A 17,715-nucleotide genomic window follows, 5' to 3' on the forward strand; every position below is an offset into this window, starting at 1 on the left:
TTTTTATTGTTATTGTTATTGTTATTGTTATTGTTATTGTTATTTTTGTAGTGGTAATTTTGACAGTTGACGAATTTTTGCTTTAAGTACTTCAATCGCCATTCTGTTTTTTCCGCCTCGTGTGATCACTATATCAGCCCAAGCTTTAGAGGGTTCAATAAATTGATAATACATAGGTCTAACCGTTTCTAAGTATTGATTTGTTACAGACTCAACACTTCTATTTCGCTCGGTTAAATCACGTTTAATTCGTCGAACTAAACAAATATCAAGTGGCGTGTCCATGTAGACTTTTATATCAAACTGATCTCTAAGTGCTTTGTTTGAAAGCAGTAAAATACCTTCAACAAGCACAATCTTCGTTGGTGTAAATACCCGTGTTTCATTTAAACGTGTATGCGTTTTATAACAGTAAATAGGCACGTCGATAGATTTATTTTCAGTGATATTTTTTAAGTGCTCAGTTAACAAGTCATGTTCAAAGGCACTGGGATTATCATAGTTTGTTTGTTCACGTTCAGACATCGACAAATGAGATTGATCGCGATAGTAGGCGTCTTCACTTAGAATAGAAATACCATCTTCACCTAATTCATCGATAAGTTCGTCGTGAATAGTATGCGCAAAAAGGGTTTTACCCGATGCAGAAGGACCTGTGATTGTAATGATTGTCGGTTTATTTGCGTTCAATTGTTTATGCCTGTCGATAATTCAGCTTCAGAAATGGTTTTAATCCTATCATTAGTGATAAAGTGATAGTAATTAACGCTAATTTTATACTTTTACGGTTAAATGATCAAAAATACGTTACTTTATTCGCGTATATTTTAAAGCATCATTTACCCCATTTTCAAAAGATGGTAAATTAGCACAACTTGACCATGTGGTCATGTTTTATTCTGCTATTTATGAATATATATTGAAAAAAGATCATAAAGGAAATGGTATGGCCCGCGCAATAGTTTTAGTAATAGACAGTTTTGGTATCGGTTACTCTGCTGATGCAGCTGAGTTTGGTGATGTAGGTGCAAATACCCTTGCTAACCTCGCTAAAGCATATTATGCAGAGACAGGCAAAGCGATAAACTTACCTAATTTGGCAAGTTTAGGCTTATTTCAAGCTTGCCATGAGGCGTCAAATACCGATTTTCCACAGCAAGGCGGTGAACCTCAAAAAGGGGCTTATGGCTACGCACAAGAGATAAGCACAGGTAAAGATACCCCAAGTGGTCATTGGGAAATGGCAGGTGTGCCGGTTCTCTTTGACTGGGGATATTTCACCAATAAAGAAGAAGCCTTTCCGGTTGACCTAATAGATAAAGTTAACAAAGCCACTGGCTTTAGCGATATGCTAGGCAATTGTCATGCCTCAGGTACGGTTATCTTAGAAAAGTTAGGACAAGAGCATATCAAAACTGGCTTACCTATTTGTTATACCTCAGCAGATAGTGTTTTTCAGGTTGCCGCACATGAAGAACATTTTGGTCTAGACAATCTTTATAAGTATTGCGAAACAGTTAGAGCAGAACTTGAAGGCCTTAATATAGGGCGAGTTATTGCCAGACCTTTTATCGGTGACAACCCAGACAATTTTTCTCGAACAGGTAACCGCCGCGATTATTCGGTATTACCACCAGCACCAACCGTGCTAGATAAAATTTTTGATGCCGGTACGCATGTGATCAGTGTTGGTAAAATTGCTGACATTTTTGCCCATCAAGGTATTAGCGAAAAAACCAAAGCGACGGGCTTAGATGCTTTGCTCGATGCCAGTATTAAACATCTTAATAGTGCAGCAGATAATTCGTTAATATTTACTAATTTGGTTAATTTCGACCAAGATTTTGGCCATAGACGTAACCCGGTCGGCTATGCACAAGAACTTGAAGCCTTCGATCTACGTATCCCTGAAGTACTCAATGCGATGACCGATAACGATGTGCTGTTTTTAACCGCTGACCATGGATGTGATCCAACGTGGCCAGGTAGCGACCATACCCGTGAGTATGTGCCAGTATTGGCTTATCATCACAATATTGCTTCGGTAAATTTAGGTAAACGAACAACCTTTGCTGATTTAGGGCAAACCATAGCTGAAATGTTTAATGTTGATAAAATGGATTACGGCACCAGCTTTCTCACTGAGCTTAACTTTAACAATAAGTAGCGATGTGGCTTTGATTAAAAAGCTGTTATTCGTGTAAATAATGATTATAAAAAAAGGGGTTAGCAAAAATGCTAACCCCTTTTTTATATTCAGAATGAACGAATATAACGTTATAGAATACTTTCTAAGGTTAATTCCATCATGTCTTTAAAGGTGGTTTCGCGCTCATCTGCGGTAGTTTGTTCACCAGTTTTAATATGATCGCTCACGGTTAATACCGTTAAAGCTTTTTTACCGTATTCTGCTGCAACGCCATAAAGGCCAGCAGCTTCCATTTCTACCGCTAAAATCCCATATTTTTCCATAGTGGCAAACATTTCAGGCTGCGGAGTATAAAATAAATCCGCCGTGAAAATATTACCAACGCGCACAGGTTTATTTAAACGTTCAGCCGTATCTACAACACTCTTTAACAATGAAAAGTCTGCACATGCGGCAAAATCAACGCCATGAAAACGCTGTCTGTTAACGTTAGAATCGGTACTTGCTGCCATACCAATAACAATATCACGTACTTTAATGTCATCACGAACAGCGCCACAAGAACCAATACGAATAATACTTTCAACGCCGTAGTCTTTGTATAATTCAGTCGCGTATATTGAAACGCTAGGGATCCCCATTCCAGAACCCATTACTGAGATAGGCTTGCCTTTATAGGTGCCCGTGTAGCCAAACATGTTTCGAACACGTGTAACGCATTTAACATTTTCTAAGAAATTATCGGCAATATATTTAGCGCGAAGTGGGTCGCCCGGCATTAATACAGTTTTTGCAAAGTCGCCTGCTTGAGCTTCAATATGTGGAGTTGGCATAAGAGTTATCCTTTAGTTTTTAAGTGTAACTCAGTAAGTTTCTAGCCAGACCTGATGGGATCAAACTGCTATCAAGGGTTTTTTACTGAAAAAAATGTTTATGGCGACTATTTAAAAGTCGCCTAAAAGTTAATATGGGTATAATAATACTAAGTACTGTAACGATCAATTACCTATTAATCATTAAGGTTAACAACAACCAATAAAATTTATAATCGCAGTGTGATTGATAGCAATATTATCTTTACGCTATAGTTTTAATTGGCGTAATGTTTGTTTTTCATCATGGCTTAAAAAACTCATTTCAATGGCATTGCTTTGTAATTGCGTTATTTGTGCTTCACTGAGTTTAAGTAAGTTACTGGCAAGGTTAAATTCATCTTCAAGCTCAATATTCTCAACTGCAGGATCATCGGTATTTAAACAAACATTAAGGCCATTTGCTAAAAAAGTTTTTACTGGGTGCTGACTTAAATCTTTTATCGTACCTGTTTGATAATTTGACGTCAGGCAAGACTCAAGACCAATGTTATGTTTAAGCATGTAGTCCATTAGCTTTTGATCTTTTACACAAGCGACACCATGACCAATTCTAGTCGCTCCCAATTTTTCTATAGCATGCCAAACGCTTTCTGGTCCGGCCGCTTCACCCGCATGCACGGTTACTTGCAAACCCGCATGTGATGCTTTCTTAAAGTGACTTTCAAAAAGGCTACCAGGAAAATTATATTCGTCTCCCGCTAAATCAAGTGCAACAATATTATCTTTATGGGCTAAAAGGGCGTTGAGCTCAGTTTCACAATTGTCTACTCCAAAAGTACGGCTCAAAATACCAATTAAATTTATTTTGGTCGGATACTTTTTACGGCCTTGGTTAACGCCTTCAATAATCGCTTCCACAACACCTTCAATAGGGAGTTTATGGGTCATTGCCATATAAAAAGGTGAAAAACGTAATTCGGCATAATCAATATTAGCCAGATAAGCATCTTCTACATTTTCATAACCGATGCGAATAACATCATCTAATGAAGAGAGAACTTGCACGCCCCAATCTAACTTCTTTAAAAAAGCGAGCAGGTCGGCTTCATTGTCAGTAATTTTAATATGAGGTAAAAAGTCTTCGAAATTAGTTTCAGGTAAGGCAATATTATTTTTCTGAGCTAATTGCCAAACAGTTTTAGGTCGAATGTTTCCGTCTAAATGTCGGTGAAGGTCTATAAGTGGCAGTTGCTTGTTATACATGTGGGTCTATTGTCCTGATAATATAAAGTGTTGCTAGTTATCACTAGCAACGGTTTATGTCTGTGGTCTATTCTAGCTCAAAATCCTTATTAAATGTTTAAAGCTGTACTTTAACCGAAATAGGGCAATGGTCTGTTAATGTATTAGCAAGCTCGCGAGTATATTTTTCTTTGAAAACTAATTGTTCAAAAGAGTTTTCAATATACATGTTTTTAGCGCTAGGGTTAAAAACAATATGGTCGATATAATCTTTGTAGTAACCGCCCCAACAAGCAGACTCTTTAGTCATTGTTGGTGTCCAAAGCGCTTCATTGCCTTCATCGTCAAGTGCTTGCCATAAACCTTGGTCTTCGGCATATTGATGACTTACATCTTGTGAGAACCTGCGGTTAAAATCGCCAAGTACAATAAAGGCTTCATTATCTTTAGCTCGTTCATCTACCCAACGTTCAAGTGGGTCTATTTGCATACTTAATGTAGTGCAGGCTTCTTTTAGTCTTAATTCTTTATCTGTACTACTTGGCATCGCTGCAAGATATTTGCTATCAAGTGGCAAAGCAAAACAACCAGACTTTAAATGTACGGCAAGTAACCTGATTTGTTTACCATCTCGAGATAAGGTTAAGTCCATACCATGTCTGACACGGGTAACATTTAATGCTTTATATTCTTTGGCAACCACTGTTAAGCCCGCTGATTTTTTAACAGCAACACCAACACGCTGTACCCAATCTTTAGTTGAAAAATAAAAATCGTATTCGTTACCGAAGACCATTTTCGCCCAATTTTCATCTTCAACTTCTTGTAAAGCAATCACATCGGCATCAAGTTGTTTAGCATAGACGGCTAATTGCTGATAATCATCTGATTTTCGTTTATTATACTCATGAGAACCTAACCAAGCGATATTCCATGAAGCTACTTTTAGTTCTTGAGAGTAACTTGGTGAAACATACATTAAGCTAAATAGTAAACTAGCAGTTGTTAATATTGTTTTTTGCATTAATACTTCTCTTAGTTAAACTCAAGTTTTTTGAGTACAGGTAAATAATAAACGTTAATTCACTGAATAATTTACTTAACCATTCGGTCAAGAATTGATATAATTCGCCACATTACACTACTTTTACAGTAAGAAACAACCACTATGAATAAAAAATTTATCACCGCACAAGAATTACTAGAAGATTCTTTTAGACTGGCCGCAAAAGTCTTTGAAGATGGTTTTCGTCCACAATTTATCATAGGCATATGGCGTGGTGGAGCACCTGTTGGTATTGCTGTTCAGGAGTATTTTGATTTTAAAAATATTGAAACAGATCATATCGCTGTCCGTACTTCTTCTTACTACGGCATTAACCAACAAAGTAAAGAAATCAAAGTGCATGGTTTGCATTACATTATCGAAAATGCCAATGCAACTGATGGCTTATTAATTGTTGATGATGTTTTTGATTCAGGCCGCAGTATTGATGCATTAATAAAACAACTTAAAAAATTAGCGCGTAATAATATGCCAACAGATGTTCGCATTGCTTGTCCTTGGTATAAGCCAACCAATAACGTGGTTGATATCAAACCAGACTACTATGTTCACGAGTCTGATGAATGGTTGGTATTTCCACATGAATTGTCAGGATTAACACAAGAAGAAATTGCTGAAGGCAAATCTGACCTTACCAATATATTACACCTTTTAAAATAATTACAGGTTGAGTTGTTAATGAAGCTGCTACCCTTTATAGCTATCTATCTCTCTGCTTTTACTGTGCTTGCTGATGATAACATTCATCAGCAAGTGACTTTAAAGGGAAAGTGGCTGGTAGAAGCTGATCAGCAAGTTATGTTCGATCCACAAACCTCCGCGTTAAAGCTATGGCGCGGAAAGTTACTGACGCTCTCTGATGGTTCAGCTGATAAGTCTCAGCAGAAACAATTACATATTATTGAGCCCACGAGTGGATTAGTAGAAGAAAAATCAATGCTTATGACCCTGTCTAGCCAGGTAAAGTCTAGCTGCTTTTCCTCGTATCTAGCAGGTGAGCCTGATTTTGAAGCTTTAGCGGTTGACCCTAACAATGATAAAGTTTTCATTATAGTGACCGAAGATGCCCGTAATGGCGATGAACTTTCATCGGCATGTCAGCAGCGTTTTCAAAATACCGGTTCGACAACATACCCCACACTTATTGTGAGATTAGCGCTTGATGATAATAATATATTATCGATGACGCATGTTAGACCCTTACAATTTGACGCAAGTTATAACGTGGGTGACTTTTCTAATGATGGTATCGAGGGACTAGCTTTTGGTCAGGACAATACTTTATACCTTGGTTTAGAAAAAGACAGTCAGGGTTTAGCTCGTATTTTTTCGTTGGTATTAGGCGAAAATTTTTGGGCGACTGATGAATTTGCTCCGGTAATTGATACTGAAGTTCTATTACCGACATTTAGTCAGGGTGGGCACCCTATAAATGGTATGGACTATCTTTCGAAGGATAATCACCCTGGTTATATCGTTGCTGCAGCTAGGAATGATGATCAATTATGGATTATCGATTTGGCAAAGAAACAACCAACAAAAATTATTGCGATGAATTTTTTAGCGCCAGTGAGTGCTGAAAATAATGAATGCAGTGATTGGGAGCCTATCGGTAACACCTCATTAGAAGGCGTTGCAGTAGCGAATAATAAAATTTGGCTAATCAATGATCCATGGAAAGCGCATTATATAGAGAATGCAAAGTGTCCGTCAAATGATGAAAAATACAAATCTTTTTCGCCTTTATTGTTTTCATTAACAATTGACAAAGGTTGGTTAGAATAAATAATGGCTATATATACAACATAGTTATTTGTAATTATAGCCATATTGTTTACGAAGCTTACTTGAAGGTTTATAATACTCAGGTTAACCAGTGGTACAGCCACTGGTTTTTTATGTCTGTACTTACTCAGGCACATAGATCGCGAATAAATAGTCATAAATTTTTAATACGCTTTAGCGTTCTCGCGGAATAATTAATAGTAATAGAGTGATGAATAACGCCAATAGGTGGTATTTTCACTTTATTAGGCAATTAGCAATAGGAAAGTAAATGAGCTCAGATTCAACAAAAATAATTTATACGATTACCGATGAAGCGCCTGCATTGGCGACTCACTCTTTATTACCAATTATTCAGGCATTTACGGCTTCTTCTGGTATTAACGTTGAAACGCGTGATATTTCACTTGCGGCACGTGTATTAGCAAACTTTCCAAAATACTTAACAGCAGAACAACGTGTTAGTGATGCTTTATCAGAATTAGGCATGTTAGCTAAAACACCAGAAGCTAACATCATTAAATTACCTAATGTTTCAGCTTCAATACCACAGCTAGAAGCCGTTATTAAAGAACTTCAAGCTAAAGGTTATAACTTACCAAACTACCCAGCTGAACCACAAAATGAAGCTGAGCAATCTATTAAGCTTACTTACGCAAAAGTTTTAGGCTCTGCGGTTAATCCTGTTCTACGTGAAGGTAACTCAGACCGTCGTGCGCCTAGCTCGGTTAAACAATATGCACGCAAAAATCCACATTCTATGGGTGCTTGGTCAAAAGATTCTAAATCACACGTTGCTCATATGTCAGCGGGTGACTTTTACGGTAGTGAAAAATCAACCACTATTAATGGCGAAACCAATGTAAAGATTGAATTCGTTAGCGAAAATGGTGCGGTCACTTTATTAAAAGAGCACTTACCGTTATTAGACAAAGAAATTATCGATGCGGCAGTAATGAGTAAAGCGGCATTAATTGAATTCTATGAAACACAAACAGCTAAAGCTAAAGAAGAGGGCGTTTTACTTTCTCTTCACTTAAAAGCAACCATGATGAAAGTTTCAGATCCAATCATGTTCGGCTATGCAGTAAAAGTTTTCTATAAAGATGTTTTTGACAAACATGCTGCTATTTTCGAACAACTTGGTGTAGATGCCGATAATGGTATTGGCGATGTTTATGCAAAAATATCTCGTTTACCAAGCGAAAAACAAAAAGAAATTGAAGCCGATTTAGCCGCTGTTTATACCACACGTCCAGAAGTTGCGATGGTTGATTCAGACAAAGGTATTACTAATTTTCATGTACCAAGCGATGTAATTATTGATGCTTCAATGCCTGCGGCTTTAAGAGCTTCTGGTATGATGTGGGATCGTGATGGCAATCAAAAAGATACTAAGTTTATGATCCCTGATCGTAACTACGCCGGTGTTTTTTCAGCGGTTGTCGATTTTTGTCGTGAAAATGGTGCATTCAACCCAACAACAATGGGTACAGTGCCGAACGTAGGTCTAATGGCGCAAAAAGCTGAAGAATACGGTTCGCATGACAAAACATTTACCATGACAGGTAAAGGTACGGTTCGAGTAGTTAATGACAACGGCGAAACCTTGTTAGAACATAACGTTGCTCAAGGTGATATTTGGAGAATGTGTCAGGTTAAAGATGCGCCTATTCAAGATTGGGTTAAGCTTGCTGTTACACGTGCTAAAGCAACTAACGTACCGACAGTATTTTGGTTAGATGAAAATCGTGGCCATGATGCAGAGATGATTAAAAAGGTAAATACCTACCTAGCTGACCATGATACAACAGGTTTAGATATTCAGATTTTAGAACCCGTTAAAGCCTGTGAGTTTACTTTAGCGCGTACCGCTAAGAGTGAAGATACTATTTCAGTAACTGGTAACGTTTTACGTGATTACTTAACTGATTTATTTCCAATTTTAGAATTGGGCACCAGCGCTAAAATGCTTTCAATTGTGCCACTAATGAATGGCGGCGGATTATTTGAAACAGGCGCGGGTGGTTCAGCACCTAAGCATGTTCAACAATTTGAAAAAGAAAACCATTTACGTTGGGATTCTTTGGGTGAATTTTTAGCCCTTGCTGCTTCTTTAGAACATGTAAGCGTTCATACCAAGAATAACAAAGCGCAAGTACTTGCTGATACGCTAGATTCAGCAACAGGTAAGTTCCTCGATGAAAACAAATCGCCTTCACGTAGAGTGGGTGAATTAGATAACCGTGGTAGCCATTTTTATCTTGCTATGTACTGGGCACAAGCACTTGCTGAACAAACAAATGATGAAGAGTTAAAAGCGAGTTTTACTGCTATTGCTCAAGCATTAACTAAGCAAGAAGCTAAAATTATTGCTGAATTAAATGCCGCTCAAGGTCCTTCAATGAACATCAACGGTTATTATTATGCTGATGTTGACCTAGCGCGTAAAGCGATGCGTCCAAGCGAAACGTTTAATACTATATTGTCTAGCTTACTGTAACGTAACATTCGTTAAGTTATAAAGATAAAAAAGGCTGAGTATCTTAATTGATACTCAGCCTTTTTATTGAATGCTAATAATGATAATTAGTCTTACTTAGATATTTTCACTCTAATTCTATTACTACCAATTCTAGTTTCGTGCAGTGCTTTAATCGCTTTTTTAGCTTCTGCTTCATTAGGCATTGCCACAAACGCGAAACCTTTAGATTTTCCCGTTTCTTGGTCTAAAACTAAAGTACATTCGGTGACACCACCATGAGCTGAAAATAAAATCCGAATTTCTTGTTCGGTTGTAGAGCGAGATAAGTTACGTACTAATAGTTTCATCAACAATCCTAAAAAATAATATTAAAAGTAATTATCTCAAGATAGTTAACTTTCACCAAGCTATTTTATTTCATTAGCGGTTATTAATAGCTTTCAAACACATAATTTAAACGGTTGTTTAAATTATTCACCTCGGTTATAGTCAATATCATCTATTCTGTATTAGTGTTGAAGCTCTTTTTCATTTATTTTTAACATTCAAGTAAAGATAACCTATACTAAAATAAGCAGTTTTATCCATAATTCAAACAATATAGCTTTAAAGTTAATACCTGTTAACGTTATTGTGCTAAAGAAGAGGAATCATATATGTCTACGAACGTAACAATCCCGACTGAAGGTCAAGCCATTACCTGTGAAAACGGGCAGCTATGTGTCCCGAATAATCCGATAATCCCTTTTATTGAAGGTGACGGTATTGGCATCGATGTAACACCGCCAATGATAAAAGTTGTTAACGCTGCTGTTGAAAAAGCTTATAACAGTGATCGTAAGATCCACTGGATGGAAGTTTATGCCGGTGAAAAGGCAACCCAAGTTTACGATTCAGAAACATGGTTACCTGATGAAACATTAGAAATGTTTAAGCAGTTTAAAGTGGGTATAAAAGGGCCGTTAACTACCCCTGTAGGTGGTGGCATGCGTTCATTAAACGTAGCACTTAGACAAATATTAGATCTATATGTTTGCCAACGCCCAGTACAATGGTTCACCGGTGTACCCAGCCCGGTTAAAAAACCAAGCGAAGTAGATATGGTTATTTTTCGAGAAAATTCAGAAGATATCTATGCTGGTATTGAGTATAAAGCGGGATCTGATCAAGCGAAGAAAATGATTAAGTTTTTAATCGATGAAATGGGCGCAACAAAAATTCGTTTCACCGAGAACTGTGGTATAGGTATTAAGCCAGTATCTAAAGAAGGTACCGAACGCTTAGTGAGAAAAGCCATTCAGTATGCTATTGATCACGACAGAGAGTCAGTAACTTTAGTACACAAAGGTAATATCATGAAGTATACCGAGGGTGCCTTTAAAGAATGGGGTTACCAATTAGCACGTGATGAATTTGGTGCTGACTTTATTGCGGGTGGTCCTTGGTGTTCATTTGTAAACCCAAAAACGGGTAAAGAGATCATCATTAAAGATGTTATTGCTGATGCAATGCTACAGCAAATTTTATTAAGACCCGCAGAATACAGTGTTATCGCAACATTAAATTTAAACGGTGACTATATATCTGACGCATTAGCAGCACAAGTTGGCGGCATTGGTATTGCACCAGGCGCGAACATGAATGATGATATTGCCATTTTTGAAGCAACACATGGCACAGCACCAAAATATGCGGGTTTGAACAAAGTTAATCCAGGCTCTGTTATTTTGTCAGCAGAAATGATGTTGAGACATATGGGTTGGGTTGAAGCTGCTGATTTATTACTTAAAGGTATGTCAGGTGCCATTAACGCTAAAACAGTCACTTACGATTTTGAACGTTTGATGGATGGTGCAACACTCGTTACATGTTCAGAGTTTGGTGATTGTATTATTGACCATATGTAATATTAACGTCATTAAGTTATAGTAAAGAGGATCAGTCGAACCAAATTCGACTGGTCTTTTTTAATGATAATTATTATGATATTTACCCTAGAACAAGCTTTAATAGTTTATAACCAAACGCTGTAATGGAATCGTGATGCACAAAGGACAATTAACAAGTTGGAAAGATAATAAAGGTTTTGGCTTCATTCAATCGAGTGAACTGGCTAAAGATACCTTTATTCATATATCATCATTAAAAGAGATGAGCAGAAAACCTAAAGTAGGTGATTTAATTTACTTTGAAGTAGAAAAGCAAACTAACGGTAAAAGCAAAGCCGTTAATTGTCGTATTGAAGGTGTTGAAGCTAAAGTGATACAAGAACATAAACCTCGTATTTACAGAAATACTTCAGCCGTTAAAAGTAAGCTTGTTTTATTATTAGTGCTAGTAGGTATTGGTGCTTTTGCATTTCAACGACTAGGGTTAGCGCCTTAACACTTGACGCGATAAACAACGTTCGTAATTTATCGCGTTGCTAGACGACAAGTTTATGAAAAAAATTAAAGTAGATTAAGACTAAAATAGCAGATCAGAAGTTTTTTAATCTACGAGTAATTACGGGGAGCACTTCCCTATATTCCACATAGCTCACTATGTCCGATACTCTTCAGTATTGGACATAGTACGTATAATGGTTTAGACTGCCTTTATACGTACTATCTACTTGGTTTTCAAAATAATGTTGTTAAATAAACCTGTTCCTTTATATCCACCATACATTGATTTGTGTGATTTTGATTTTGATGACTACCCAGAGTTAGATAAAATATTCTCATCAAATGAACCTTGGTGGCTTGAACAATTTGATTGGGGGAAAATCTTCCTTACTTATATAGGTAGAAATAAATCTACTCACACTTATGACCGATTTAGAAACGACGTTGAACGTTTTCTTTTGTGGTCATTTATTGAAAAGAAAAAACCAATAGACCAATTACGTAAATCAGACTTACTTGAATATGCTGACTTTTGTTGGCAGCCACCAGTTACTTGGATTGGTACATCAAATCAAGAACGTTTCAAAATATCCAATGGCTATTCCTTGGCTAATGAGCTTTGGTTCCCGTATAAAATCCAAGCACCTAAAAGTCTAAAATCTGAATACATCATTGATAAGAAAAAATATCGTCCATCACAACAAACACTTTCATCAATGTTTACCGCAATTATCGTTTTCTACAACTATTTAATGGCTGAGGATTTTTGCATTGGTAATCCTGCACAAATAGCTAAAAAAGATTGCCGACATTTTATAATAGACTCTCAAGTTAAAGAAGTTAAACGTTTAACCGCTAGCCAATGGCAATATGTTTTAGATACAGCCATTGAAATGGCTGATGAAAACCCACTATTTGAACGAAATTTATTTGTTATATCTGCATTAAAAACCCTTTTTTTAAGAATTTCCGAACTATCAGAACGTGAAAATTGGTCACCTACAATGGGACACTTTTGGCAAGATGATGATGAAAATTGGTGGCTTAAAGTCTTTGGAAAAAGCCGTAAATTGCGTGACATCACGGTTCCTCTTGATTTCTTACCTTTTTTAGAGCGTTACCGCTCTTCCCGAGGTTTATTAGGTTTGCCATCAAGTAATGAAAATTCAATTCTTGTTGAGAAAGTTCGTGGCCAAGGTGGTATGACATCTCGACATTTACGCCGTTTAGTTCAAAGTGTTTTTGATCAAGCACATGAAAATATGCGTAGATCCGAAGGTGAAAATAAGGCATTAAAATTGAAAGAAGCTTCTGCCCATTGGTTAAGGCATACCGGTGCAAGTATGGAAATTGAACGTGGGCGCCCTCTTAAAGATATTTCAGAAGATCTGGGCCATGCAAGCATGGCAACAACCGATACGGTATATGTTCAAAGTGAAAATAAGAAACGTGCTGAAAGTGGTAAAAAACGACGGGTTAATTAATCCTACACTCATTTATTTGTATAACTTACTACTGACTTAATAAATGAATGTAGACCTTAATATATAGCGTTAATATTTTCTATTTAATGGCAACAGCTCTTAACGCTAATGCGGGATCTAAGCGCATATTGAACCAATTAATACGCCAATCTAAATGAGGACCTGTAGTTCTGCCACTAGAGCCAACGGCAGCAACAACTTGTCCTTTTTTAACTTCGTCACCGGTTTTAACGTAAGATTTACTTAAATGTAAAAAACTAGAAGTAATACCATGACCGTGATCAATTATCATAGTGCCACCTGAATAAAACATATCAGGTACGAACATTACCACAGTGCCCGCTGCGGGAGCTTTGACTGGATCGCCGGTTTTTCCTGCGTAATCTAAACCATAATGTGGACGTTTAGGCACACCATTAAAAACCCGTTGGCTACCATAAACACCAGTAATAATACCTGTTATTGGTGCAATAAATCCGTTAGCAAAATCAGTTTTAGTACTTAAGGTTTTTCTGGCTGCACTCACTTGCGCGCCATCTTGCTTAGAACGAGTAATAGCTTTCGGATTTGGGTTCATTATTTTTTTGGCAATACCTTCAATACGCTGTATATCGTATTGACGCTTTGCCGGTGTTAAAGACTTTAATTCTTTTTCACCATTTGGCTGAGTGATCACTAATTGATGTGTTTTCTCATCATCGCGGCTAAATCCAAAAACGTAATCGCCATATGCAGATAAAGGCAGCACTTTCCCATCAAAAGTAACAACATTATTATTAGCTGTTTTACCTATGACTAAAGCGCCCTGCTTTATTTCTCCCGAAAGCTTAATATCAGCAAACGTATGCGGACTAAAAAAAACACCGACTAAACAAAAGGTTATAAGCTTAATTTTTTTAGTATTAAGCATTTGCAATAGCGCCTTTACCAACACCTTCAAAGGCAACAACCGTTACATCACTTTGATTATCAGCAACTAATTGTCTGGCAATAAAGTCGGCTAAAAGCTCAACGGTTGAGTCACAATCGACAACGTCTAATACCTTATTCTCAACCGCTATGTCAAAGCGACCTTGTGGCGCGGTATAAGAAAAGAAATGGTGATCGGGCGTCAAATTATGTTGAGCAAAATTTGACAGTTCAATATCTGCTTTTGCAACACGGTCAACATCTGAAGCAATATAAATATCTTGCCAACGTAAGCACCAAGCTTTTTCTAATGCAGCTACCCGTTGACCTTTTTGTAAGATATGAATAGTAGAACGGTGACCATGGGCAATACGCTGACAATTTCCGTCATGTAATTTTAAACCATGGGTGTAGTGGTAAAAATCGCCACTTATATTCTCTGGTCGAAGGGTTAGCTTAAGACCTTGAACATTTTGTGGTAATTGCTCAAGAATTATTGCGGTTAAATGCTCAGTAACAGATGCTACATCAATCGTATCGCTAGTAATTTTAGCAAAAGCACATTTTGGTGACTGTAAATAGTAACTGGCTCGCTCACTAATAAAATCAACATATTCATGGTTTTCCTGATGTAATGAATCAGAAACAGTAATACATTCGTTTTTCATCGGTAATAATAATTTATGATCAACAGCATCATCTATAATTGCTTTAATTTGCTTTTTAACCACAGCAAAGTCAAGCACCATGCTCATTTCATTGAGAGCACCATCAAGGAGTACATCAACGATCCAACTCTCGCCGACAATGCCACGTTCCTGGCAACAGTATGAAAAATCAATGACCGTTAAATCATTTACAAATAATTGCATTATTACTTCCTATTTAAATCTAGTCTTTTACTTGCCAAGCAATAGTATCGTTAGCACGGATTGGCACAACAACATCATGACCAAACGACATCGTCGCTGGTACATGCCATTGGGCTTTTTCTAAAGTTATTTTATCGTTATTAACGGGTAAATTATAAAATGCTGGCCCATGTAAACTCGCAAAGCCCTCTAATTTATCCAAGGCCCCTGCTGCTTCAAATGCTTCAGCATAAAGCTCAATTGCAGCATGTGCCGTATAAGATCCCGCACAGCCACAAGCAGATTCTTTGGCATGTTGTGGGTGAGGAGCAGAATCAGTGCCTAAGAAAAATTTACGACTGCCTCCAGTTGCTGCAGCAATTAATGCTTGTTGATGAATGTTACGTTTCAAAATAGGTAGACAGTAGTAATGAGGTTTAATTCCGCCAACTAACATATCGTTACGATTAAATAATAAATGGTGAACGGTAATTGTCGCCGCAACGTTATCACCTGCTTGCTCAACAAATTCAACCGCATTTTTAGTGGTTATATGTTCTAAAACTATTTTTAATTCCGTATATTTTGCTACTAAGGGCGTTAAAATAGTTTCAATAAATATCGCTTCACGATCAAATATATCAATATGGCTGTCAGTCACTTCGCCGTGGATCAATAAAAGCATGCCCACTTCTTGCATTGCTGTAAGTACATCAGCGATGTTATCAACACTCGTCACACCAGAAGAAGAGTTTGTCGTTGCCCCAGCAGGATACAACTTAGCAGCAAAAACAAGACCCGTTGCTTTAGCGTCGTATATTTCTTGTACGGTGGTTTTATCAGTTAAATAAAGCACCATTAATGGTTGAAATGGCGTACTTTGTTTTGAGCCGTTTACATTAGCAGCCATAATGCGTTGATGATATTGCGTCGCTAATTCAGCATTGGTAACTGGAGGAACTAAGTTTGGCATAATAATAGCGCGGCCAAAGTAACGGCTAGTATCTGGAACTGTGGTCGTTAAAGCATCGCCATCGCGTAAATGTACATGCCAATCGTCTGGGCGAGTAATGGTTAATGTTGTCATTTTTATACCTATAAATTAGTTAACTAAGTTTAAAATTCTGTATTTTCAGATTGATGAGCGTCTTGCTCTTTCTTATCAGCCGTTTGCAATAACGCTAATAATTGATCTTTTAAATTTGGTGGTACTTTATAAATAGTAATACTTTCATTTGCCGCATTGTAAACAACGTCTTCGCCAAAGTGACTGCGTTCAAAGCTCAAGCTGATCCCGTTACCATACCCTGAGTACTTAGTGACCTTATTAACAACCGTTTGATCATGTGGAAAAGATTCTTCCAACGGATAAGATTGCTCTTGGCAAAATTGGTGAAAATCTTGAGTGGCGCCCTCTTGCTTGATCACTTGCCCTATTTCTTGAATGGAGACATCCTGAGCAGCACTTTTTTGTTCTTTACAGTAACTCAATAATTCTTTGCGAGTATTCTGTTTTTCTGTCGCATCAAGTTGATTAACAGCAACATAATCTTCAACGGCCTGCACTAACGTTTGTGTTTGTTCTTTGGAATTTAAGCCTTCTTCACAACCTAAAAAGTCTAAAAAGAAATCAGAAACAACACGACCCGCTCTACCTTTGATAAACGAAACATACTTATTACCTTGCTGGTTTTCTTTATAATCAAATAAATCGATACGCGCTGCTAATTGCATACGCGCGGTATCAAGGTGTTTGTCAGCAGAAATATTTAATTCGCCATCGACAGAATAATGTTCAGAAACGGGGATCACTGTAGCAAGTAAATAACGACCGCCCATGTACTCATAGTGACAAACAACTAAGTAGCCGGTTTCTGCCAGGTTATATTTTTCCAATTCATTTTTTAATAAATTAGCCGCCTGACTACTAAAAGCATAAAAACTTTGTGATTCACCTAAATAGCTTTCCATAATATCAACAAAACGAGCAGTATCTCCTGCTGCAGGCATAGTGGTAAAATGTCCGTAGGCTTTACTCGCTTTAGCATTATAGATTTTATGAAGTCCATCAACAAAATTTTCAATCTTATTGCTGATTTCGATAGATTCTGGCCCTAAACGCAGCACAACTTCACCGGTTTCTTCTTTTTTGGTTAAAAAATGTAGGGCAATGTTTGAAATAATTAAGCTCATAGTTAAAGGCCAGTTTTATATTGTTCAGGCATTTGATAAACTTGTACCAATCTATCAAATAACCTATTAAGTATTTAAGATGCCTATTGTATCCAAGTATTCGAATGAACGTGTAGAAAAAATTATCCAAGATTTACATAATGTTTTAGTTAATGAGTCTGCAACCCCTGATCTAGCGCTAATGTGCTTAGGAAATACCTTAACAGAAATTATTAATAAAAATATTCCTGAAGCAAAAAGAGCTGATATTGTAACCAATTTCACTAATGCTTTAAAAAAGTCGGTCCTATAATTACCACTATATTCATAAAATATAGAATTGATAAACTACAATAATAAGAGAATGATA

Annotated in this window: 16 protein-coding genes and 1 pseudogene; 8 read left to right on the plus strand and 9 right to left on the minus strand. The window is 37.1% G+C overall.

The window, feature by feature from the left end; genetic code table 11:
- Positions 1-39: 39 nt before the first annotated feature.
- Entirely contained in the window at positions 40-690 is a 651-nt protein-coding gene (gene udk, locus H4J69_RS15720) for a uridine kinase (protein WP_070373568.1), read from the minus strand.
- A 256-nt stretch (positions 691-946) separates the two neighbouring features.
- Between udk and H4J69_RS15725 the strand changes: the two genes are divergently transcribed.
- A complete protein-coding gene (locus tag H4J69_RS15725) occupies positions 947-2,167 on the plus strand; it encodes a phosphopentomutase (protein WP_182244782.1) in 1,221 nt (406 codons plus the stop codon).
- A gap of 110 nt (positions 2,168-2,277) precedes the next feature.
- Here the strand turns inward: H4J69_RS15725 and deoD are convergent, their stop codons facing one another.
- The 3 genes from deoD to H4J69_RS15740 form a co-directional block, all read right to left on the minus strand.
- Positions 2,278-2,982 (minus strand): purine-nucleoside phosphorylase, encoded by a 705-nt coding sequence (gene deoD / locus H4J69_RS15730; protein WP_146800086.1) that lies wholly within the window; start codon positions 2,980-2,982, stop codon positions 2,278-2,280.
- A 249-nt stretch (positions 2,983-3,231) separates the two neighbouring features.
- Positions 3,232-4,227, minus strand: a complete 996-nt coding sequence (gene add, locus H4J69_RS15735; protein WP_182243529.1) for an adenosine deaminase — start codon at positions 4,225-4,227, stop codon at positions 3,232-3,234.
- 97 nt (positions 4,228-4,324) lie between these two features.
- Complete coding sequence (locus H4J69_RS15740; RefSeq protein ID WP_182221940.1) at positions 4,325-5,230, minus strand: endonuclease/exonuclease/phosphatase family protein; 906 nt, start codon at positions 5,228-5,230, stop codon at positions 4,325-4,327.
- Positions 5,231-5,374: 144 nt separating this feature from the next.
- Between H4J69_RS15740 and H4J69_RS15745 the strand changes: the two genes are divergently transcribed.
- From H4J69_RS15745 to H4J69_RS15755, 3 genes are all read left to right on the plus strand, one after another.
- Positions 5,375-5,932 carry a phosphoribosyltransferase gene (locus H4J69_RS15745; RefSeq protein ID WP_146800083.1) on the plus strand — a complete coding sequence of 186 codons (558 nt, stop codon included), beginning with the start codon at positions 5,375-5,377 and terminating at the stop codon, positions 5,930-5,932.
- An 18-nt stretch (positions 5,933-5,950) separates the two neighbouring features.
- Positions 5,951-7,057 (plus strand): hypothetical protein, encoded by a 1,107-nt coding sequence (locus H4J69_RS15750; protein ID WP_182244783.1) that lies wholly within the window; start codon positions 5,951-5,953, stop codon positions 7,055-7,057.
- Between the two features lie 271 nt (positions 7,058-7,328).
- Positions 7,329-9,560, plus strand: coding sequence for an NADP-dependent isocitrate dehydrogenase (locus tag H4J69_RS15755; protein WP_070373575.1), 2,232 nt, complete (start codon positions 7,329-7,331; stop codon positions 9,558-9,560).
- A gap of 92 nt (positions 9,561-9,652) precedes the next feature.
- Here H4J69_RS15755 and H4J69_RS15760 read toward each other — a convergent pair whose 3' ends face one another.
- Positions 9,653-9,889 (minus strand): RNA-binding protein, encoded by a 237-nt coding sequence (locus H4J69_RS15760; RefSeq protein WP_070373576.1) that lies wholly within the window; start codon positions 9,887-9,889, stop codon positions 9,653-9,655.
- Between the two features lie 309 nt (positions 9,890-10,198).
- On the opposite strand from H4J69_RS15760, the gene icd reads away from it, so the two are divergent.
- The 3 genes and pseudogenes from icd (at position 10,199) to H4J69_RS15775 (ending at position 13,413) form a co-directional block, all read left to right on the plus strand.
- Positions 10,199-11,449, plus strand: coding sequence for an NADP-dependent isocitrate dehydrogenase (icd, locus tag H4J69_RS15765; protein WP_182215173.1), 1,251 nt, complete (start codon positions 10,199-10,201; stop codon positions 11,447-11,449).
- Positions 11,450-11,585: 136 nt separating this feature from the next.
- Positions 11,586-11,799 (plus strand): annotated as a pseudogene (locus H4J69_RS15770) (cold shock domain-containing protein); the annotation flags it as partial.
- A gap of 372 nt (positions 11,800-12,171) precedes the next feature.
- The gene (locus H4J69_RS15775) at positions 12,172-13,413 is read left to right on the plus strand and encodes a tyrosine-type recombinase/integrase (RefSeq protein ID WP_182215169.1); all 1,242 of its coding nucleotides are present in this window, start codon (positions 12,172-12,174) and stop codon (positions 13,411-13,413) included.
- Between the two features lie 79 nt (positions 13,414-13,492).
- Here the strand turns inward: H4J69_RS15775 and H4J69_RS15780 are convergent, their stop codons facing one another.
- From H4J69_RS15780 to yejK, 4 genes are read right to left on the minus strand one after another with little or no spacing between them, the layout of a single operon-like run.
- A complete protein-coding gene (locus tag H4J69_RS15780) occupies positions 13,493-14,323 on the minus strand; it encodes a M23 family metallopeptidase (RefSeq protein WP_182244784.1) in 831 nt (276 codons plus the stop codon).
- Positions 14,316-15,194 (minus strand): 6-carboxytetrahydropterin synthase, encoded by an 879-nt coding sequence (locus tag H4J69_RS15785; RefSeq protein ID WP_182215166.1) that lies wholly within the window; start codon positions 15,192-15,194, stop codon positions 14,316-14,318. The genes H4J69_RS15780 and H4J69_RS15785 overlap by 8 nt, the downstream gene beginning before the upstream one ends.
- A gap of 19 nt (positions 15,195-15,213) precedes the next feature.
- Positions 15,214-16,260, minus strand: coding sequence for a dihydroorotase (pyrC, locus tag H4J69_RS15790; RefSeq protein ID WP_182215164.1), 1,047 nt, complete (start codon positions 16,258-16,260; stop codon positions 15,214-15,216).
- A gap of 29 nt (positions 16,261-16,289) precedes the next feature.
- Entirely contained in the window at positions 16,290-17,366 is a 1,077-nt protein-coding gene (yejK, locus tag H4J69_RS15795; RefSeq protein ID WP_070373582.1) for a nucleoid-associated protein YejK, read from the minus strand.
- A 79-nt stretch (positions 17,367-17,445) separates the two neighbouring features.
- Between yejK and H4J69_RS15800 the strand changes: the two genes are divergently transcribed.
- The gene (locus H4J69_RS15800) at positions 17,446-17,658 is read left to right on the plus strand and encodes a DUF1414 domain-containing protein (RefSeq protein ID WP_070373583.1); all 213 of its coding nucleotides are present in this window, start codon (positions 17,446-17,448) and stop codon (positions 17,656-17,658) included.
- The last annotated feature ends 57 nt before the right edge of the window (positions 17,659-17,715 follow it).

The organism is Colwellia sp. BRX10-9, assembly GCF_014077405.1.
Classification (GTDB): domain Bacteria; phylum Pseudomonadota; class Gammaproteobacteria; order Enterobacterales; family Alteromonadaceae; genus Colwellia_A.